This window comes from Demequina soli (assembly GCF_000971195.1).
GTDB classification, from domain to species: Bacteria; Actinomycetota; Actinomycetes; order Actinomycetales; family Demequinaceae; genus Demequina; species Demequina soli.
Genome location: NZ_BBLZ01000001.1, coordinates 272,143 through 292,265 on the forward strand (window position 1 = coordinate 272,143; position 20,123 = coordinate 292,265).

At 72.3% G+C, this 20,123-nt stretch carries 14 protein-coding genes; 8 read left to right on the plus strand and 6 right to left on the minus strand.

Annotated features, from left to right (window positions below; translation table 11 throughout):
• Window positions 1–133: 133 nt before the first annotated feature.
• Both pepN (AOM04_RS01325) and pepN (AOM04_RS01330) read left to right on the plus strand, forming a co-directional pair.
• Window positions 134–2,734, plus strand: coding sequence for an aminopeptidase N (pepN, locus tag AOM04_RS01325; RefSeq protein ID WP_062461144.1), 2,601 nt, complete (start codon window positions 134–136; stop codon window positions 2,732–2,734).
• Window positions 2,735–2,851: 117 nt separating this feature from the next.
• A complete protein-coding gene (gene pepN, locus AOM04_RS01330) occupies window positions 2,852–5,446 on the plus strand; it encodes an aminopeptidase N (RefSeq protein ID WP_062461147.1) in 2,595 nt (864 codons plus the stop codon).
• 42 nt (window positions 5,447–5,488) lie between these two features.
• On the opposite strand, the gene malQ is transcribed toward pepN (AOM04_RS01330), so the two are convergent.
• Window positions 5,489–7,633 carry a 4-alpha-glucanotransferase gene (malQ, locus tag AOM04_RS01335; RefSeq protein ID WP_062461150.1) on the minus strand — a complete coding sequence of 715 codons (2,145 nt, stop codon included), beginning with the start codon at window positions 7,631–7,633 and terminating at the stop codon, window positions 5,489–5,491.
• Between the two features lie 64 nt (window positions 7,634–7,697).
• On the opposite strand from malQ, the gene AOM04_RS01340 reads away from it, so the two are divergent.
• The 6 genes from AOM04_RS01340 (at window position 7,698) to AOM04_RS01365 (ending at window position 13,640) form a co-directional block, all read left to right on the plus strand.
• Complete coding sequence (locus AOM04_RS01340) at window positions 7,698–8,783, plus strand: mechanosensitive ion channel family protein (RefSeq protein WP_062461153.1); 1,086 nt, start codon at window positions 7,698–7,700, stop codon at window positions 8,781–8,783.
• 11 nt (window positions 8,784–8,794) lie between these two features.
• Complete coding sequence (locus AOM04_RS01345; RefSeq protein WP_062462287.1) at window positions 8,795–9,217, plus strand: globin; 423 nt, start codon at window positions 8,795–8,797, stop codon at window positions 9,215–9,217.
• Window positions 9,217–10,089 (plus strand): acyl-CoA thioesterase, encoded by an 873-nt coding sequence (locus AOM04_RS01350; protein WP_062461156.1) that lies wholly within the window; start codon window positions 9,217–9,219, stop codon window positions 10,087–10,089. Before AOM04_RS01345 ends, AOM04_RS01350 begins: the two co-directional genes overlap by 1 nt.
• Before the next feature lie 340 nt (window positions 10,090–10,429).
• Window positions 10,430–11,728, plus strand: coding sequence for a quaternary amine ABC transporter ATP-binding protein (locus AOM04_RS01355; RefSeq protein WP_062461159.1), 1,299 nt, complete (start codon window positions 10,430–10,432; stop codon window positions 11,726–11,728).
• Window positions 11,728–12,636 (plus strand): ABC transporter permease, encoded by a 909-nt coding sequence (locus AOM04_RS01360; protein ID WP_062461162.1) that lies wholly within the window; start codon window positions 11,728–11,730, stop codon window positions 12,634–12,636. Before AOM04_RS01355 ends, AOM04_RS01360 begins: the two co-directional genes overlap by 1 nt.
• Before the next feature lie 107 nt (window positions 12,637–12,743).
• Window positions 12,744–13,640 (plus strand): glycine betaine ABC transporter substrate-binding protein, encoded by an 897-nt coding sequence (locus tag AOM04_RS01365; RefSeq protein WP_082104265.1) that lies wholly within the window; start codon window positions 12,744–12,746, stop codon window positions 13,638–13,640.
• Window positions 13,641–13,844: 204 nt separating this feature from the next.
• Here AOM04_RS01365 and AOM04_RS01370 read toward each other — a convergent pair whose 3' ends face one another.
• From AOM04_RS01370 to AOM04_RS01390, 5 genes are all read right to left on the minus strand, one after another.
• The gene (locus AOM04_RS01370; RefSeq protein WP_062461168.1) at window positions 13,845–14,324 is read right to left on the minus strand and encodes an acyl-CoA thioesterase; all 480 of its coding nucleotides are present in this window, start codon (window positions 14,322–14,324) and stop codon (window positions 13,845–13,847) included.
• Window positions 14,325–14,459: 135 nt separating this feature from the next.
• Window positions 14,460–16,142: an energy-dependent translational throttle protein EttA gene (ettA, locus tag AOM04_RS01375; RefSeq protein WP_062461171.1), complete on the minus strand. Its 1,683-nt coding sequence runs from the start codon at window positions 16,140–16,142 to the stop codon at window positions 14,460–14,462.
• A gap of 141 nt (window positions 16,143–16,283) precedes the next feature.
• Window positions 16,284–16,838 (minus strand): single-stranded DNA-binding protein, encoded by a 555-nt coding sequence (locus AOM04_RS01380; RefSeq protein WP_062461175.1) that lies wholly within the window; start codon window positions 16,836–16,838, stop codon window positions 16,284–16,286.
• Window positions 16,839–16,982: 144 nt separating this feature from the next.
• On the minus strand, window positions 16,983–18,443 hold the full coding sequence (locus AOM04_RS14740) for a GTPase (RefSeq protein ID WP_062461178.1): 1,461 nt from the start codon (window positions 18,441–18,443) through the stop codon (window positions 16,983–16,985).
• The gene (locus tag AOM04_RS01390; protein ID WP_062461181.1) at window positions 18,440–20,032 is read right to left on the minus strand and encodes a dynamin family protein; all 1,593 of its coding nucleotides are present in this window, start codon (window positions 20,030–20,032) and stop codon (window positions 18,440–18,442) included. The genes AOM04_RS14740 and AOM04_RS01390 overlap by 4 nt, the downstream gene beginning before the upstream one ends.
• Window positions 20,033–20,123: the final 91 nt, after the last annotated feature.

A 20,123-nucleotide genomic window follows, 5' to 3' on the forward strand; every position in this document is an offset into this window, starting at 1 on the left:
GTCCCGCGCCGACACGCCCGACCACACGCCCGGCCGTCCGCCCGCCGGACGATGCGCCCGTCCCCCGCCCGCGCATCGTCCACCGGTGGCGAAATCCCGGCCTCCCGCGCGAGGGGCATGGAAGAATCGCGCCATGCCAGGTACCAACCTCACGCGCGCCGAGGCCGAGGCCCGCGCCGCCATCGTCGCCGTCGACACCTACGCGGTCGACCTCGACCTCACCACGTCGGACACCACCTTCCGTTCGACCTCCACCGTGCGCTTCTCCGCCACCCCGGGCGAGAGCACGTTCATCGATCTCATCGCGCCGAGCGTCGCGAGCATCACCCTCAACGGCGAGGCGCTCGACCCGGCCACCCACTTCGCGGACTCGCGCATCGCGCTGCCCGGCCTCGCGGCCGAGAACGAGCTCACCGTCGTCGCCGACTGCGCCTACATGAACACCGGCGAGGGCCTCCACCGCTTCGTCGACCCCGAGGACGGCGAGGTGTACCTCTACTCGCAGTTCGAGGTCGCCGACACCCGCCGGGTCTACGCCGTGTTCGAGCAGCCCGACCTCAAGGCGTCCTTCGCCTTCACGGTGACCGCGCCCGAGCACTGGCACGTGCTGTCCAACTCGCCCGCCACCAAGACGGCCGCCGAGGGCTCGATCACCATCGCCGGCACCGCGCGCGGCGTCGCCACGTGGGCGTTCGAGCCCACGACGCGCATCCCCTGCTACGTCACCGCGATCGTCGCCGGCCCGTACCACGAGGTCGAGGGCACCGTGGAGTCCACGAAGGGCACGCTGCAGGCCAACGTCTACTGCCGCAAGGGCCTCGCGCCGTACCTCGACGCGGACGTCATCCTCGACGACACCCAGCGGGGCTTCACCTTCTACGAGGAGAAGTTCCAGACGGAGTACCCGTTCGAGAAGTACGACCAGATCTTCGTGCCCGAGTTCAACGCCGGCGCCATGGAGAACGCGGGCTGCGTGACGTTCCTCGAGGACTACGTGTTCCGCTCCAAGACCGCGCAGGCGCGCGTCGAGCGCCGCACCGTCACCGTGCTGCACGAGCTCGCGCACATGTGGTTCGGCGACCTGGTCACCATGAAGTGGTGGAACGACCTGTGGCTCAACGAGTCGTTCGCGGAGTTCGCGTCGACCCTCGCGACCGCCGAGGTCACGCAGTACACCAACTCGTGGGTGACGTTCAACGCGCTCGAGAAGTCGTGGGCGTACCGCCAGGACCAGCTGCCGTCGACGCACCCGATCATGGCCGACATCAGGGACCTCGAGGACGTCGAGGTCAACTTCGACGGCATCACGTACGCCAAGGGCGCGTCCGTGCTGCGCCAGCTGGTCGCGTGGGTGGGCCAGGACGAGTTCTTCGCCGGCGTCGCCGAGTACATGCGCAAGCACCACCACGGCAACGCGACGCTCGCCGACCTGCTCGCCGAGCTCGAGAAGGCCTCCGGCCGCGACCTCTCCGGCTGGTCCGACGTGTGGCTCCAGAAGGCCGGCGTCACCACGCTGCGCCCCGTCATCGCGACGGACGATGCGGGGGTCATCACGTCCTTCGCCGTCGCCCAAGAGGTGCCCGCCGAGTGGCCGACCCAGCGCCCGCACCGCCTCCGCATCGGCGGCTACGACCTCGCCGTGAACGAGGACGGCGACGAGGTGCTCGCCCCGACGTTCAGCGTCGAGGTCGACATCGACGGCGAGCTGTCGCCGATCGACGCGCTCGTCGGCGAGCGGCGCCCGGCGCTCATCCTGGTCAACGACGGCGACCTCGCGTACGCGAAGGTGCGCCTCGACGAGGCGTCGCTCGCGACCGCGGTCGAGCATGTGTCGAAGTTCACCGACCCGCTGGCCCGCTCGATGGTGCTCGCCGCCGCGTGGGACATGACACGCGACGCCGAGATGCCCGCGCGCCAGTACGCCGACCTGGTGCTGAAGAACATCGGCGCCGAGACGGAGTCGACGACGGTCATGGTGCTGCTGCGCCAGCTCGCGACCACGCTCGCGCTGTACGTCCACCCGTCGCACACCGACGAGGTGCAGGCGGCCGCGGCCCGCGAGATCTGGCAGCTCGTCATGGCGGCGGAGCCGGGCTCGGACAGCCAGCTCCAGTTCGTCAAGGCGTTCGCGTCGCTCGCGACCGTCGACTCGATGTTCGACACCGTGCAGGCGCTGGTCGACGGCAAGCTCCAGCTCGAGGGCCTCACGATCGACACCGACCTGACCTGGGACCTGCTCATCTCGCTGGTCGCGGGCGGCCGCGCCGGCGACGTCGCGATCGAGCTGCAGCTCAGCAAGGACGCCACCGCGTCGGGCGAGCGGCGCGCCGCGCACGCCCGCGCCGCGGTCGCGACGGCCGAGGCGAAGCGCGCGGCCTTCGACGTGCTCATCAACGCGGAGAAGGACCTGCCCAACGCGCTCCAGTACGAGACCATCGCGGGCTTCAACCACGCCCACGACCTGTCGCTCATCGAGCCGTTCGTCGACGAGTACTTCGACGCGCTGCGCCGCATCTACTCGACCAAGACCAACGAGATCGCCGCGAACCTCATCGAGGGCCTGTACCCGGTCGAGCTCGCGGGCCGCGTCGCGGACCTGCAGGACAAGGCATTCGCGTGGCTCGAGGCCAACCCCGACGCGCACGACGCGCTCAAGCGCCTGGTGCGCGAGGGCTCGGACGGCGTGCGCCGCGCCCTGCTCGCGCAGGCCGCGGACCTGGCCTACGGGGGCTGACACCCCCTCCAGGGCTCGACACGACGGCCGTCGCGGATCTCCGCGGCGGCCGTCGTCGCGTCCCGGCGGAGGGCGCGCCGGGCCACGCGGACCCCTCACCCCTGCCAGACTTGGCCCATGCCAGGTCTGAACCTCACCAAGCAGGAGGCGGCCGACCGCTTCGCGATCGTGCCGAGCGCCCGCTACTCCGTGACCCTCGACTTCACCCCCGAGGGCGACACGTTCCGCTCCGACACCGTCATCGAGTTCCCCGCGATGCCCGGCGCGACCACGTTCATCGAGGCCGTCGCGCCCCGGATCGACCGCATCGAGCTCAACGGCGAGCCCCTGGACGTCGACGCGCACCGGGACGGCCGCATCGTCCTCACGGACCTCCGGGAGCTCAACACGGTGAGGATCGCCGGCGACTTCGGCTACCGCAACGACGGCCAGGGCATCCACCGGTTCATCGACCCCGCCGACGACGAGGTCTACCTCTACAGCCAGTTCGCCGCCAACGACGCCCGCGCCGCGTTCGCGTGCTTCGACCAGCCCGACATCAAGGGCGAGTTCACGTTCACGGTGACGGTGCCCGACCATTGGGTCGTCGTGTCGAACGCGCCCACCCCCGAGCCCGAGGCCGTCGACGGCACCGTCCTGGTCGCGGGCGTCGAGCACGGCCGCGCGCGGTGGACCTTCCCCGCCACGGTCCCGATCCCCTGCTACGGCGCCGCCGTGGTGGCCGGCCCGTACGCGTACCACGAGGGCGTGCTGCACAGCGCGAAGGGCGACCTCGCCGCCCGCGTCTACGGCCGCCCCGCCCTCGAGCAGTCCTTCGACGGCGACCGCGTCCTCGAGGACACGCAGAAGGGCCTCGAGCTGTACGAGCGCGTCTTCCAGACCGACTACCCGTACGAGAAGTACGACCAGATCTACGTCCCCCAGTACAACCTGGGCGCGATGGAGAACATCGGCTGCGTCACCCTGTCCGAGGACCGGCTGCTGTTCCGCGGCCGCCCGACCGCCGCCGAGCTCGAGGAGCGCACGGTCGTCGTGCTGCACGAGCTCGCCCACATGTGGTTCGGCAACCTCGTCACCATGAAGTGGTGGGACGACCTGTGGCTCAACGAGTCGTTCGCCGAGTTCATCGGCACGTGGGCGGCCGCCGAGACGTCCGAGTGGAAGGACGCGTGGGTGACGTTCGCCGCGGACCGCAAGTCGGTCGCGTACGTGCAGGACCAGCTGCCCACCACGCACGCGATCGTCACCGAGGTGGTCGACACCGAGGCCACCGTCTCGGCGTTCGACATGATCACGTACGCCAAGGGCGCGTCGGCGCTCAAGCAGCTCGCGCGGTTCGTGGGCGAGGACGCGTTCTTCGGCGGCGTCGCGACCTACCTCGAGCGCCACCACCACGGCAACGCGACGCTCGCGGAGTTCCTCGCGGAGGTCGAGCGGGCCGCGGGCCGCCCCCTGGACGAGTGGGCCGGGGTGTGGCTCGAGACGCCCGGCGTCACCACGCTGCGCGCGATCGTCGCGGAGGACGATGCGGGGGTCCTCACCCGCCTCGCGGTCGCCGAGGACGTGCCGGCCGAGTTCCCCGTCGCGCGCCCGCACAGCGTCGAGATCGCCGGCTACGAGCTCCGCGACGGCAGCCTGGACCGCGCGTGGACCGTCCCCGCGACCGTGGGCGGCGAGCTCACCGAGATCGAGGGCGCGACGGGCCGGCCCCGCCCGGACCTGCTGCTCGTCAACGACGGCGACCTCACGTACGCCAAGCTCCACCTCGACGACGTGTCGCTCGCGACCCTCGCGACCGACATCGCCGGCATCGACGACCCGATGGTCCAGGCCACCGTGCTCGACGCGCTGTGGCACATGACGCGCGACGGCGCCCTGCCGGCCCAGCGCTACATCGAGGCCGTGCTCACGCTGCTGCCGCGCGTGCGCAACTCCGCGACCGCCGAGTCCCACGTCGCGCTCATGGTGACCGCGCTGCGCCGCTACCTCGCGCCGGAGCTGGTCGCCGCGACCACCGAGGCCGCCGCCGAGCGCCTGTGGTCCGCCCTCGCCGGCGCCGACCACGGCTCCGACATCCAGCTCCAGCTCCTCAAGGGCTACGCGCAGGTGGCCTCCACGCAGGAGCAGGCGCTGCGCCTGCGCACCCTGGTCGAGGACACCGCGGAGATCCCGGGCGTCGAGATCGACTCCGACCTCACGTGGGACCTGCTCACGGGCCTCGCGGCGGCGGGCGGCACCTCGGTCGAGGAGATCGACCACTACGCGTCGCTCGACGTGTCCGCGGCCGGCCAGCGCCGCGCGGCGGGTGCGCGCGCCGCGGTCGCCACCGCGGAGGCCAAGCGCGCCGCGTGGAACGCGCTCGCGCATCCCGCCGACGGGCCCGCGATCAACGCCGTGCAGTTCGAGCTCGCCGCCGGGTTCGCGCGGACCGTCGACCCGGCGCTGCTCGCGCCGCTCGTCGACGACGTGCTCGCCGACCTGCGCGGCTACTACGACGCCAACGCCGGCTTCGTCGGCAAGCGGGTCGCGCGCGCGGTCCTCCCGCTCGAGGTCACGGGCCGCGTCGACGGCCTCGCGGAGCGCCTGGACGCGTGGCTCAAGGACAACGCGGACGCGCCGAGCGTGCTGCGCAAGGTCGTGGTCGAGGGCCTCGACCACGTGCGCCGCGCGCAGGTCGCGCAGACGGTGAGCCGGATGGCGATCGACGCCTGACGGGAGCGGGGACGATACGGTGCGAGCCGCATCGTCCCTGCCTCACCTCCGCGCGTGCTTGATCGCGCGGAACAGCCGGCGCACGCGGGGGTGCTCGAACAGGTCGTCGAGCAGGACGGGCACGCCGTTGCCGTCGGTGATGGGGATGCACCAGTTCGGGTACTCGGTGTCGGTGCCGGGCATGTTCTGCGCGCGCCGCTCCCCCACCGCGTCGGTGACCGCGATGCCGGTGAGCAGCGCGGGGCTGTCGAGGACCCAGCGGTGCAGGCCCGCGATGAGGTCCTCCTCGTTGTAGTCCTCGAGGATCCAGCCGCGCTCGAGCATGACGTCGATGAAGCCGGCGCGTTCGCGCTCGGCCTCGGCCTGCGCATCCTCGATGGTGCCGGTGCCGAGCATGCCCAGCTCGGCGCGCAGGCGCACGTGCTCGCCCGCGAGGTAGGCGCCCGTCGGCGGCAGGTCGTGCGTGGTGACCGCGGCGAGGGTGTCGGGGCGGTAGTCCTCGGGCAGGCGCGGGGTGCCGTCGTCGTGGCGCTCGAACCACGTGATGGAGGTGCCGAGCAGGCCTCGCTCGTGGAGGTACTCGCGCACCCACGGCTCGACGGTGCCCAGGTCCTCGCCGATGACCAGCGCGCCCGCGCGCTCCGCCTCGAGCGCGATGATCCCGATGAGCGCCTCGTGGTCGACGTACACGTACACGCCGTCGACCGGGATGTGGCCCTGCGGCACCCACCACTGCCGGAACATGCCCAGCACGTGGTCGATCCTCAGCGCGCCCGCGTTGCGCACCGCCGCGCGCACCATGTCGCGGAACGGCAGGTAGGCGGCGGCCTCGAGGGCGCGCGGCTGCCACGGCGGGATCGACCAGTCCTGGCCGAGCGCGTTGTAGAAGTCCGGCGGCGCGCCCATCGACATGCCCTGCGCGAGCACGCGCTGGTACGACCACGCGTCCGCGCCCTCGGGGTGGACGCCCACCGCGAGGTCGATCATCACGCCGATCGACATGCCGGCGCGGCTCGCGGACGCCTGCGCGTCGGCGAGCTGCTCGTCGCAGATCCACTGCAGCCACGCGTGGTAGAGCACCCTGTCGGCGTGCTCGTCACGCCATGCCGCGACGGCGGGCGACGCGGGCGAGTCGAACTCGGCGGGCCAGGGCAGCCCCTTGTGCGCCTCGGCGATCGCGCACCACGTCGCGAAGTTCTCGAGGGCCGCACCCTCGCGCAGGCAGAAGGCCTCGAAGCGCGCCTCCCGGCCGGCCGACCGGGGCGCGAGGAACACCTCCTCGAGGGCGGCGGACTTGAGGCGCCAGATCGCGTTGCGGTCGAGCAGGTCGTCCGAGGCGTTGGTCCGCTGCGGCCGCTCCGCCTCCCAGGCCAGCAGCGCGCGCTGCTGGGACGGCAGGTACGCGACCTCGGGGATGTCCTCGACGCGGATGTACAGCGGCGACATGAAGCGCTTCGAGGTGGGCAGGTACGGCGAGTTGGTGATCGGCGGCACCGGCTCGGTGGCGTGCAGCGGGTTGATGAGCACGAAGTCGGCGTCGCCGCGCGCCTTGCCCAGCGCGCACAGGTCGGCCAGGTCGGCGAGGTCGCCGATCCCCCACGAGCGCGCGGAGCGCAGGGAGTACAGCTGGACGGTCAAGCCCCAGGGACGATGCGCGCGCACCTCCGCGGGCACGCTCACCCGGTCGGGGGTGACGACCACGTAGCCGCGGCCGCGGCTGCCCCTGGTCTCCGCCTCGATGACGTGCCAGCCCAGCGGCAGGTCGCCGGGGATCTCGAACGTCGCGCGGCCCATCGTGCTGGGGCCGATCTCGCGCGGCGGCACCCAGCGGTCCAGCTGAGCGACGTCACGGTGCTCGCCGGACTCGAGGCGCAGCATCACGGTCACGGGGTCGCCGTCGAGCACGTGGACGGGGATCTCGCGGGCCTGGCCGGCACGCACCACCGTCACGGAGGGCACGAGCCGCAGCCATTCCTGGTCCTCGAGGGTCTCGAGCGTCCGCTCGCACGCGAGGTCCGACGAGGCGTCGAGGCCCATCGCCGTGAGCGCGGCGCGGATCGCGGCGGCGGAGCACTCCACCTGGGTTCCGTCGATCGCGAAGTACTCGACGGACACCCCGCACGCTCGAGCGAGCGCGACCAGGGCCTCCGACGGGGCCTCACGCTCGATCTCGGGCGCATCGATCACAGTGTCATCCTGCCAGATGCGAGGTGGTATAGGAGGGACGCCGCGCGCCCTTTACCCTGGTGCAATGCTCCGGTTCGCCGCCACCCCCGCACCGACCCCCTCGCTCGAGGGCACCGCGAAGGACCTCAACGACACGTGGTCGCAGCTCACGTCGGGACGCAACGGCCAGCTCATCGGGCTCGGGATCGCCATCCTGCTCCTGGTGATCGCGTGGTTCGTGGGCCGCGCCCTGATCCGCGGCATCACGCTGGGGATCGAGCGCGGCACCCCGCTCGACGGGCGCGCGCGTCGCGCGCTGCGCAAGGCGAAGATCCCCGTCGCCGAGCCCCCGACCATGGAGCTGCGGCTCGAGGCGGAGCGCCGCCGGCAGCGCGCCCACACCATCCAACGCGTGCTCAACTCGACGCTCGCCATCGTCCTGATCGCGGTCGGCGTGACCACGGTGCTGTCCGTGATCGGCATCCCCGTGGGACCGATGCTCGCGTCGGCCGGCATCGCGGGCGTGGCGCTCGGCTTCGGCGCGCAGTCGCTGGTCAAGGACGTCCTCAGCGGCGTGTTCATGCTGCTCGAGGACCAGTACGGCGTCGGCGATGTGGTCAACCTCGGCGAGGCGACCGGCACCGTCGAGGAGATCGGGCTGCGGTGCACGCGGCTGCGCTCGCTCGACGGCACCGTCTGGTACGTCCCCAACGGCGAGATCACCCGCGTGGGCAACATGACGCGCCTGTGGTCGCGCGCGCTCGTCGAGGTGCGCTTCGCGTACGACACCGACATCGAGGCCGCGCGCCAGGCGATGCTCGACTCCGTCGCGGCCGCCCGCACGGACTCGAAGAAGGTCGCGGCCGCGATCCTCGGCGACGCCGAGGTGGCCGGCATCGAGTCGCTCGAGTACAACGCCGTGATGCTGCGCCTGCTGGTGCAGACCAACCCCTCCACGCAGTGGGACGTGCAGCGCGTGCTGCGCCGCGAGATGCGCCGCATCTTCGCCGAGCGCGGCATCGAGCTCGCCGTCCCAGGCGAGGCCATGGTGGTCGACAGCCGCCCGCCCGCCCGCGCGATGCGCGACGTCGCGCGCCCCACCGACGACGACCTGCCCGCCGACAGCGACGGGCGCCCCCTTCCCCCCGAGAACGACGAGGACGACGAGTGACCACTCCCGGCATGAGCGTGGGCGCCGGGCCCGCGCAGGACCAGGGCCAGAGCCTCTACGACGCGGTCGGCGGCCACGCGACCTTCGAGGCGATCGTGCGCGACTTCTACGCGGGCGTCGCCGACGACCCGGTGCTGTGGCCCATGTACCCCCACGACGACATGGAGGGCGCCGTCGAGCGCCTCACGATGTTCCTCGAGCAGTACTGGGGCGGCCCCACGACGTACTCCGAGCGCCGCGGCCACCCGCGCCTGCGGATGCGGCATCAGCCGTTCCGCGTCAACCCCGACGCGCGCGACCGGTGGATCGCGCACATGCGCGAGGCCGTCGCCCGGCGCAACCTGGCCCCGCTGCACGCGGTGACCCTCATGGACTACCTCGAGCGCGCCGCGCACTCGATGGTCAACACGTTCGACGCCACCGAGGAGGCCTGATGTCCGTGACCGAGGATGCCTGGGCGGATCCCGCCGTCACCGCAGGCCTGGCGGCGCTCACGCTGCGCCGCGACGGCGACACGAGCTTCGAGGGCGACTCGATGCCGATGCCCGGCGGCCGCGTGTTCGGCGGCCAGGTGCTCGCGCAGGCGCTGCTCGCCGCGGGCGCCACCGTCGAGGACGACCGTTTCGCGCACTCGCTGCACGGCTACTTCCTGCGCGCCGGCGACGCGTCGAAGCCCATCCAGTTCGAGGTCGAGGTGCTGCGCGACGGCCGCTCGTTCTCCGCGCGACGCACGCACGCGCTCCAGGAAGGGCGCCCGATCCTGTCGATGATCGCGTCGTTCCAGGTCGAGCAGGAGGGGCCCGAGCACGCGGTGCGCATGCCCGAGGTGCCCGGCCCCGACAGCGTCCGCTCGGGCGTCGAGATCCTCGCGCCGTTCCGGGGCGTCCCGGCCGCCGACTTCTGGCTCACCGAGGCGCCGTTCGACGTGCGCCACGTGGAGGGGTCGCTGTTCCTCGGGCCCGACAAGCGCCCGAAGCAGTACCAGACGGCGTGGATGCGCCTGCGCCGGCCGATCGAGGGCTCGGACCTGCTCCACCGCGCGCTGCTCGCGTTCGGCTCCGACCAGGTGATGCTCGAGCCGCTGCTGCGCCGCCACGGCGCCTCGTGGGTCACGCCGGACATCTCCTTCGCGAGCCTCGACCACGCGATGTGGTGGCACCGGCCGGCGCGCGCCGACGAGTGGCTGCTCTTCGTCCAGGACTCCCCGACCGCCCAGGGCGGACGGGGCCTCACGGGCACGTGGATCTTCTCGGAGGACGGCCGCCTCGTCGCGTCCGCCGCCCAGGAGGGCATGATCCGGCTCTAGAAAGGCCGCCTTGCCAGGGACGATGCGCCGCGCGCGCATCGTCCTTTGCATATCCGCAATTATTTCGATTCCATAACGAAGCCCGTCTCGGCTGGACAGGACACAGGTCCCGGTTGTTACGGTCCAAGGGCCGTTCCGACCGGCAAGAACCGGTCAAGGGAACGTCAATGACCAGCCAAAGGCCTCCTGGCGCTGCCCTCCCCGGGCGATGCGCCGGAGTGTTAGTAGCGGCGCCCTCGCGGCGTCGCCCGGCGGGCCCGTGATTGCCGTCCGACGGCTGCGAGTCCCCTCGCTAGCCGAGGCCCTTGCGCACCTGAGAGAACCCAGGAGCCGAAGGACCATGAACGACGACACGATCGCCCTGCGCGCGGAAGGCCTGTACAAGGTCTTCGGCCGCCACGCCGACGAGGCGGTGATCGCGCTCCACCGGGGCACGCCGCGCGACCGGCTCGGATCGGGCACCACGGCCGCCGTGATCGACGCCTCCTTCGACGTGCGCCGCGGCGAGATCTTCGTGGTGATGGGCCTGTCCGGATCCGGCAAGTCGACGCTGATCCGCATGCTCAACGGCCTCCACAACGCCACGGCCGGCACCGTCGAGATCGGCGGCGAGCACATCACCGGCATCCCCGCCAAGCGCCTGCGCGAGATCCGTCGCGCGCGCATCTCGATGGTGTTCCAGCACTTCGCGCTGCTGCCCCACCGCACCGTGCTCGACAACGTCGCGTACGGGCTCGAGATCCAGGGCGTCGCGAAGGCCGAGCGCGAGGCCAAGGCCCGCAAGGTGACCCGGATCGTGGGTCTCGCGGGATGGGAGGAGAGGCTTCCCAGCCAGCTCTCCGGCGGCATGCAGCAGCGCGTGGGCCTGGCCCGCGCCCTCGCCGCCGACACGGACGTCCTGCTCATGGACGAGGCCTTCTCCGCGCTCGACCCGCTGATCCGCCGCGAGATGCAGGACCAGCTGCTCGAGCTCCAGGCCGAGCTCGGCAAGACCATCGTCTTCATCACCCACGACCTCAACGAGGCCATGTACCTCGGCGACCGCATCGCCGTCATGCGCGACGGCCGCATCGTGCAGATCGGGGCCCCCGAGGACATCCTCACGAACCCCGCCGACGACTACGTCGAGCAGTTCGTCCAGGACGTCGACCGCACCAAGGTGCTCACGGCGGAGTCGGTCATGCGCAAGCCGCGCGCCGTCGTCCACGTGGGCGCCGGCCCCCGCGCCGCTCTCACCCTCATGCGCGACGAGCAGCTCGCCGGCGCGTACGTGGTCACCAAGGACCGCAGCATCGTCGGCTGGGTCCGCGACCGCGACGTGTTCGAGCTGGTGCGCCGCGGGGACAAGGACCTGGCCTCGGTGATCCGCTCCGACCACGGCGCCGTCGCGACCGACACCGCGCTGGCCGAGCTGTTCATCCCCTCGCTCGAGGCGGCGCTGCCCCTCGGCGTGCTGGACACGCGCGACCGCCTCGTGGGCGTCATCCCCCGCGTGACCCTGCTCGCCGCGCTCGGCGGCGAGCCCGAGGCCGCCGTCCAGGCGGCGCCGCGACCCGACCCGTTGCCCACCGAGGTGGTCGACCGGGTCCTGGAGGCCGCCGTCGGCACGGGCGCCGCCGGCGCGAAGGAGGCGCTCTGATGGACGTCCGCATCCCTGTCGGCAGCTGGATCGAGTCGGGCATCGACTGGATCGGCGACAACCTCACGTGGCTGCTCGACCTGCTCGGCACGGTCTGGACGTCGCTCTACGACGCCGTGGAGTGGGTGGTGATCACCCCGCCCGCGATCGCGGTGATCGTCGTCCTCGCGGCGCTGGCGCTGGTCGCCCGCGGCTGGAAGTTCGCGCTCGGCACCGCGCTCGGCCTCGCCTTCATCATCGGCGTGGACCAGTGGGACAACGCGATGAGCACGCTCGCGCTCGTCCTCGTGGCGGCGGGGCTCGCGCTCGTCGTCGGCATCCCGCTGGGCATCTGGGCCGCGCGAGACACGCGCGTGTCGGCCACGGTCAAGCCCCTCATGGACTTCCTCCAGACGATGCCGGCGTTCGTCTACCTCATCCCCGCGATCGCGTTCTTCGGCATCGGCGTCGCGCCCGCGATGTTCGCGACCATCCTGTTCGCCATCGCGCCGGCCGTGCGCCTCACCGAGCTGGGCATCCGCGGCGTGGACCGCGAGGTGGTCGAGGCCGGCCAGGCGTTCGGCGCCACCCCGGGCAGGATCCTGCGCCAGATCCAGCTGCCGCTCGCGCTGCCGTCGATCATGGCCGGCGTCAACCAGGTGATCATGCTCTCGCTGTCGATGGTCGTCATCGCCGGCATGGTGGGCGCGGGGGGCCTCGGCGGCGACGTCACCAAGTCGCTGTCGGCCCTCGACACGGCGCTCGGCTTCGAGGCCGGCCTGTCCGTCGTGATCCTCGCGATCATCCTCGACCGCTTCACCGGCGCGTTCGGCCAGAAGCGCGGCCTGCACCTCGTCACCCGCCTGCGGTCCGCCGCGGCGAGCCGCGCATCGTCCCCCGCCGCGGAGACCGAGAAGGTCCCCGCCTGACAGACCTGGCGGCCTCCCCGGGGGCCGCACGCACCCCGCCCCGACCGATGGGCGGCCGGTGCTCATGGCGTGGGGAGACTCCCCGCGCCTGGAAAGGAACCACCACCATGAAGATGCGCTCCTTCGCGCCCTTCGCCCTGGCGGCCGGCGCGGGCCTCGTGCTCGCCGGCTGCTCCTCCTCCGACGCGGACACCGATGCCTCGGCGTCCGGCGACTCCACGACCGGCGGCGCCATCACGCTCGGCGTGTTCAACGGCTGGGACGAGTCGGTCGCCTCGTCGCTGCTGTGGCAGAACGTCCTCGAGTCGAAGGGCTACGACGTCTCGCTCGAGTACGCCGACCCGGCTCCGACCTTCCAGGCCCTCGCCGACGGCGACTACGACCTCGTCACCGACGTGTGGCTGCCCACGACGCACGCGTCGTACCTCGAGAAGTTCGGCGACGACATCGAGGAGGTGGGCGCGTGGTTCGACAGCGCGAAGCTCACCGTCGCCGTCAACGCCGACGCCCCCGTGGACTCCCTCGCGGACCTCGCGGCGCACGCCGACGAGTTCGGCAACACCATCGTCGGCATCGAGCCCGGCGCGGGCCTGACCGCCGCGGTCGAGGGCGCGATCCCGGTGTACGGCCTCGACGGCATGGACTTCGTGACGTCGTCGACGCCGGCGATGCTCGCCGAGCTCGACTCCGCGACGTCGAAGGGCGAGAACATCGTCGTCACCCTGTGGGAGCCCCACTGGGCCTACGGGGCGTACGACCTCAAGAACCTTGAGGACCCCGAGGGCACGCTCGGCGACGCGGAGACCATCTCCACGTACTCGCGCACCGGATTCGCGGCCGACTTCCCCGAGGTCGCGGGCTGGATGGGCGGCTTCACCATGGACGCCGACCTGCTGTACGACCTCGAGAACCAGCTCCAGGGCGTCGACGCGGCCGGCCAGGCCGATGTGGTCGCCACCTGGGTCGCCGACCACCAGGAGTGGGTGGACTCGCTCACGGCCTGACCCCGCTTCCCCCGGCTCGCCTCGCCCCTCCCGGCCCCCTGCGGGGAAGCGGGCGGCGGTCGCGGGAGGACGTCGGCTCCCACGGGAGCGCGACGGACGGCGCCCCGCTCGGATCACCGGGCGGGGCGCCGTGGTGCGTGGGCGCTGGGTAGGCCTTGGTCGCCTTCGAGCGATCGCGGCGCCGCAGGGCTGGCGCGTCGTCGCTCAGCGCCGGCGGAACCGCACCGGCTCGTCCAGGTGCGGGCTCCACGCGTCGCGCTCGATGTCGCGCAGCCGCCTCGGCCGCTGGGTCTCGGCGTCGATCAGCACCAGCGTGGTCGCGGCGCGCGCGAACAGCACCGGGTCCTCGTCGCCGACGGGCGACCACACCTCGTAGCAGATCTCGAGGCTCGCGCCCCCGAGCCGGCCGATCCACAGTTGCACGTCCAGCGGGCGGCGCAGGTACGGGACGGGCGCGAGGTACTCGATCTGCTGGGCCGCGATGAGCGTGAGGGTCTCCGCGTCGGGACCCCCGCCGACGAGCGCCGTGTGCGGCACCTCGTGGCCCTCGGCCGCCGACCGGTCCGCCCAGAACACGCGGATGCGCGCCTCCTCGAGCAGCCGGAGCATCTCGGCGTTGTTGACGTGGCCGTACGCGTCGAGGTCGGACCACCGCAGCGTGATCGGGACGTGGATGCGGGTCATGGCCTCACGCTAGCGCGGACACGACGACGCCCCTCGCCTCCGAGGAGGCGAGGGGCGTCAAGGATCGACCCATCCGGCGCAGGGATCCGCCGAGACCGACCACCATCCACCCATTCGGGGATGGCGGGGGTCGGGTCAGTCGCGCGTGAGCTTGCGGTACGTGACGCGGTGCGGGCGCGCCGCGTCCGCGCCGAGGCGCTCGACCTTGTTGGCCTCGTAGGACTCGAAGTTGCCCTCGAACCAGAACCACTTGGCCGGGTTCTCCTCGGTGCCCTCGTACGCGAGGATGTGCGTCGCGACGCGGTCGAGGAACCAGCGGTCGTGCGAGACCACCACGGCGCAACCGGGGAAGTCGAGCAGCGCGTTCTCGAGCGAGCCGAGGGTCTCGACGTCGAGGTCGTTGGTCGGCTCGTCGAGCAGCAGGACGTTGCCGCCCTCCTTCAGGGTGAGCGCGAGGTTGAGGCGGTTGCGCTCACCGCCCGAGAGCACGCCGGCCGCCTTCTGCTGGTCCGGGCCCTTGAAGCCGAACGCGCTCACGTACGCGCGCGACGGCATCTCGACCTTGCCGACGTTGATGTAGTCGAGTCCGTCGGACACGACCTCCCACAGCGACTTATTGGGGTCGATGCCGCCGCGGCTCTGGTCGACGTACGAGACCTGGACGGTCTCGCCGACCTTGAGCTCGCCGTCGTCGAGCGGCTCGAGGCCCACGATGGTCTTGAACAGCGTGGTCTTGCCGACGCCGTTGGGGCCGATGACGCCGACGATGCCGTTGCGCGGCAGCGAGAACGACAGGTTGTCGATGAGGACGCGGTCGCCGAAGCCCTTGCGCAGGTTCTTCGCCTCGATGACCGTCGAGCCGAGGCGCGGGCCCGGCGGGATCTGGATCTCCTCGAAGTCGAGCTTCCTGGTGCGCTCCGCCTCGGCGGCCATCTCCTCGTAGCGGGCGAGGCGCGCCTTCGACTTGGTCTGGCGGCCCTTGGCGTTCGAGCGCACCCACTCGAGCTCCTCCTTGAGGCGCTTCGCGAGCTTGGCGTCCTTCTTGCCCTGGACCTGGAGGCGCTCCTGCTTCTTCTCGAGGTAGGTCGAGTAGTTGCCCTCGTACGGGTAGAGGCGGCCGCGGTCGACCTCGCAGATCCACTCCGCGACGTGGTCGAGGAAGTAGCGGTCGTGGGTGACGGCCAGCACGGCGCCGGGGTACTTCGCGAGGTGCTGCTCGAGCCACAGCACCGACTCGGCGTCGAGGTGGTTGGTGGGCTCGTCGAGGAGCAGCAGGTCGGGCTTCTCGAGGAGCAGCCTGCACAGCGCGACGCGACGACGCTCACCGCCGGAGAGGACCGTGACGTCCGCGTCGGGCGCGGGGCAGCGCAGCGCGTCCATCGCCTGCTCGAGCTGGGCGTCGAGGTCCCACGCGTTGGCGTGGTCCAGCTCCTCCTGGAGCGTGCCCATCTCCGCCAGCAGCGTGTCGTAGTCGGCGTCGGGGTTCGCCATCTCCTCGGAGATCGCGTTGAACCGCTCGAGCTTGCCGTAGATCTCGCCCACACCCTCGCGGATGTTGCCGATGACGTCCTTCTCCTCGTTCAGCGGCGGCTCCTGCATGAGGATGCCGACGGTGTAGCCGGGGCTGAGCCGGGCCTCGCCGTTGGACGGCTCCTCGATGCCGGCCATGATCTTGAGGATGGTCGACTTGCCTGCGCCGTTGGGTCCCACCACGCCGATCTTCGCGCCCGGGTAGAAGGCCATGGTGACGTCGTCGAGGATGACCTTGTCGCCGTGCGCCTTGCGCGCCTTCTGCATGGTGTAGATGAACTCTGCCACTGCTGCTCCGTCGGTTGTCCGTTGCGGGCGCGCGGGCGCCCGGATGCCGTCCCATAGCCTACGCGAGGACGATGCGCGGGAGGGGTCGGTGGGGGTGCCGCCCCTCCGCGCGCGCCGCCCCGGGAGCCGGGGCGCGTGTGCTCACGCGACCGGCTCGGGCTCCTCCTCGAACGACCGCTCGCGCTCGCCCGCGTCCGCCGCGGGCTCCGCGTCGAAGCTCGGCGGCTCGTCGTCCTGCTGGGGCGGGCCGTCCATCCCTGCCCCGTCCGCCGCGCGCGATGCCGCGATCGCCTCGCCGCCGGCGCTCATGTCCGACTCGGTCATGCTCGCGTCCCCCGTCGCGCGCGAGAAGCCGGTCACGAAGCCGCGCGTGCAGTCGGGCCCCAGCGCGGTCGCGTCGATGATGTGGTCGACACGCGTGCCGTCCTTCGCCTCCCACGTGCTGGTGCGCAGCCGGCCCGTCACCACGACGGGCATGCCCTTCTTGATCGAGGCGGCGACGGTGATCGCGGCGCCCCGGAACGCACGGACCGTGAACCACTCGGTGACGCCGTCGACCCAGGCGCCCTTGTCGCGGTCGAAGTACCGCGGGGTGGATGCCACCCGGAACGACGCGATGGCGAGGTCGCCCTGGCCCTTGAACAGCCGCACCTCGGTGGCCACCCACCCCGATGCGGTGATGATCAGCTCGTTCATGCTCTCCTCCCTGGTGCCGCACGGTGCGGCAGTCCCAGGGTGCGAGCGGACGCGGGGACGAGGCGAGGCGCGGGCGCGAGTCCGTGGAGGACACGCCAGGCCCCGGGGGCCGGGGACATCGGCCCGCACGGGGCGCGAGGAGGGTCAGTCCTCGAACTTGTGGTGGCGCTCGACGGGCGCCCAGATGTCGGCGGGCAGCGCCGGCTCGTCGACCTCGACCGCGGGGGCCGGGGCGTCCTCGCCGGCCGGCGCCTCGACGCCCTCGGGCAGCTCGGGCGCGGAGGCGCGCGCGATCACCGTGAGCTCGTCGAGGTTGCGATAGGCCTGGTGGATGAGCTCGGTGGGGCGCACCACGAGCGGCTCGATCGCATCGTGCACCGCCTCGCGGCCGAGCCGGAGCATCTCCTTGCGCACGCTCGCCGCGCCCGCGCGACGGCGCATGAAGGACCCGCGGTGCGGCATGGGCCACGCGACGGCGGCGAGCGCCTCGTCGATGCGGGAGGTGAGCTCGTCGGCGGGCGCGACGGCCTCGTCGATGACCACGCGCCACTGGACGGGCAGCCCCTCCGAGGCGGCGTCGACCCAGTCGAGCCGCTCGCGGTCGACCACCTCGGGACGCATCGGCGCCTGCGCGGGCACGCCCGATCCCTTGCCGTTGACCACGGCGGCGGCGGCCAGCGCGCGCGCGTCGACGCCGGCGGCGGCGGCCAGCGAGGTCACGAGCTCGGCGACGTCGGGCAGCTCGGGGTCCGCGTCGCGCGCCAGCGCCCGCTCGAGCGTGCGGCCGGCCGCCACGAGGTCCGCCGCCACCGCATCGGCCGCCACCGAGCGCGCCTGGACGGCGCCCTCGAGCTCGGCGCGCAGCACGTCGACGCCCTGGCCGGTGCGGCCGCTCAGCGGCACGACGGGCACCGACAGCATGCCGTCGTTCGCGATGAGGCGCTGCAGGTCGCGCGCGACCTCCCAGGCGTCCTCGGTGCTGAGCCGGTCGACGTGGTTGAGCACCACGAGCGACGGCTGCCCGGTGATCGAGGCCTGCTTGAGGTAGCCCTCGTGGATCGCGTTGTCCGCGTACTTCTGCGGGTCGACCACCCACAGCAGCAGGTCGACCATCGGGATGATGCGGTCGACCACCTCGCGGTGCTCGGGGTTGACCGAGTCGTGGTCGGGCAGGTCGAGCAGGACGAGCCCCCCGAGCGCGGGCTCCTCGGGCACGTCGAGGGCGTCGCTGCGGCGCAGGCGACGCTGCGGCAGGATGCCGAGCCAGTCGAGCAGCGCGTCCGCGCGCTCCGGGCCCCACACCGCGGCGCTCGCGTCCGACGTGGTGGGGCGCGCGACGCCGGGCACGGCGAACTCGACCGCCGTGAGGGCATTGAACAGGGTGGACTTGCCCGAGCCGGTGCCGCCCGCGAGCGCGACCACGGTCCAGTCGATGCCGAGGCGCAGGCGCTCCTCGCACCGGTCGACCGCCGCGTGGAGCTCGTCGCGGATGGGGGCGGGGATCGCCTCGCGCGCCCAGTCGAGCGAGGACCGCAGCCGGTCGACCCGCTCGCGCAGCACGCTCGTCTCGTCGCGCGGCGAGACGGCCTCGAAGCTGACGCTCACAGCAGCCCCCTCAGCTCGGCCCGCCGCAGGCGGATCTTCGAGGAGGAGTCCGGCATGAGCGACGGGATGTCCATCGGCCTCATCATCTCCAGCGACTCGCGGTTGAGGCAGTGCTTGCGCGCGGCCTCGAGCTCGGCGCGGGCCTCGTCGACGGCGGCGCCGACGGCCTGGGGCGAGGTGAGGATCATGAGCGCGGTGCGCGCCTCGTCGATGCCGAGCGCGGCGGACGCGAGCGCGGTCGTGAGGCCCGGCTCGCCGATGACCTGGATGCCGGCCTCGACGCCGGGGAGCTGCAGCACGATCTCCTGGCAGCGGTGCACCCACCGGCGGGACGCATCGGCCGCCTGCCGCTCGCGCGCCTGGCGGGCGTCGCGCGGGTCGCGGCGGCCGGCGAGCCACGGGCCCACGCCCGTGTCGGCGCGGCGCAGGGCCTCCTCCATCGCCTCCGCGACGGACGATGCGGCGAAGACCAGGCGCGACTCGACCGCACCGAGCAGGTCGCGGTAGATGGCGTGGAGCACCTCGTCGCGCTGCTCGCGGGCGTGGCCGCGGCGCACCCACATGGAGTTGCGCAGCTTGAACAGCGCGCCGCCGTCGGACGTCGCCTGCTCCCAGCGGGCGGTGAGCGCGCCGGTCGGGATGCTCTCCCACCACCGCTCCCCGCCCTCGTGCGTCACCTGCGCGGCGGCGCGGCGCACCTCGGAGCGGACGTCCTTGGCGGCGGCGGACTGGTCGTCCATCGCCTCGGCAAGGGTCTCGAGCCACTCCTTGAGCGACTCCGCGGCGCCGTGCAGGGTGCGCTCGACGATGGTGGTCGCCGACGCGGAGGCCACCGAGTCGAGCCAGCGGCCCAGGCCGCCGACGACGTCGCGCGGCACGGTCGCCTGGCGTGTGGGGTCCTCGGGGATGACGAACAGCGGCAGGGTCTCGAGGTGCTCGGTGGCGAGGCGGTCCACCAGCTCGCGACGCACCTGCGCGGCGACGTCGACTGTCACGCGGTTGAGCACGACGGCGATCGACGCGCCGCGGTCCGCGCCGCCCCGCAGCGCCTCCCACGGCACCGCGTCGCCGTAGCGCGCGGCGGTGGTGACGAAGATCCAGAGGTCGGCCGCCTCCATCATGAGGTGGGCGATCTCGCGGTTCTCGCCGCTGATCGAGTCGAGGTCGGGCGAGTCGACGATCGCGAGGCCGCGCGGCACCGCCTCGGTCGCGATGACCTTGCAGCGCTTGGCGACGTCGGTGAGCACCTGGGTGTCGAGCGGGTGGTGGAACAGGTGCGGGATGCGGGTGGTCGGGCGCAGCACGCCCGACGGCGTCAGCTGCTCCCCCACCAGCGCGTTCACGACCGTCGACTTGCCGGCGCCGGTCGAGCCGGCGACCACGACGATCGCGGGCGAGGCCTCCTCGCGCACGCGCGGGATGAGGTGGTGGTCGAGCTGGTCGAGCATCCGCTGGATGGTCGCGCGGGCGTCCTCGACGTCGGCGACCGGGAGGGGCAGCTGGACGCCGGCGACGACCTTGCGGGTGTCGACCAGGGCGTCCAGAAGGTTGCCAGGGTACGACCACGTCTTGATGGGTCGCATGCTCATGCGACGACGCACCCGGTCCGTACCATGCGTCAAGGGTAGCCGAGCGTCACTTACCAGGCGGCACAGGCGTGTCGGCGAGCGTCGGTACCCT

Excerpts from the sequence above, each read along its gene's own strand:
- pepN (WP_062461147.1), top strand. The coding sequence starts at position 2,852 with ATGCCAGGTCTGAACCTCACCAAGCAGGAGGCGGCCGACCGCTTCGCG.
- AOM04_RS01360 (WP_062461162.1), top strand. The coding sequence starts at position 11,728 with ATGGACGTCCGCATCCCTGTCGGCAGCTGGATCGAGTCGGGCATCGAC.
- AOM04_RS01350 (WP_062461156.1), top strand. The coding sequence starts at position 9,217 with ATGTCCGTGACCGAGGATGCCTGGGCGGATCCCGCCGTCACCGCAGGC.
- AOM04_RS01340 (WP_062461153.1), top strand. The coding sequence starts at position 7,698 with ATGCTCCGGTTCGCCGCCACCCCCGCACCGACCCCCTCGCTCGAGGGC.
- AOM04_RS01345 (WP_062462287.1), top strand. The coding sequence starts at position 8,795 with ATGAGCGTGGGCGCCGGGCCCGCGCAGGACCAGGGCCAGAGCCTCTAC.
- pepN (WP_062461144.1), top strand. The coding sequence starts at position 134 with ATGCCAGGTACCAACCTCACGCGCGCCGAGGCCGAGGCCCGCGCCGCC.
- AOM04_RS01370 (WP_062461168.1), bottom strand. The coding sequence starts at position 14,324 with ATGACCCGCATCCACGTCCCGATCACGCTGCGGTGGTCCGACCTCGAC.
- AOM04_RS01380 (WP_062461175.1), bottom strand. The coding sequence starts at position 16,838 with ATGAACGAGCTGATCATCACCGCATCGGGGTGGGTGGCCACCGAGGTG.
- AOM04_RS01390 (WP_062461181.1), bottom strand. The coding sequence starts at position 20,032 with ATGAGCATGCGACCCATCAAGACGTGGTCGTACCCTGGCAACCTTCTG.
- AOM04_RS01365 (WP_082104265.1), top strand. The coding sequence starts at position 12,744 with ATGAAGATGCGCTCCTTCGCGCCCTTCGCCCTGGCGGCCGGCGCGGGC.
- AOM04_RS01355 (WP_062461159.1), top strand. The coding sequence starts at position 10,430 with ATGAACGACGACACGATCGCCCTGCGCGCGGAAGGCCTGTACAAGGTC.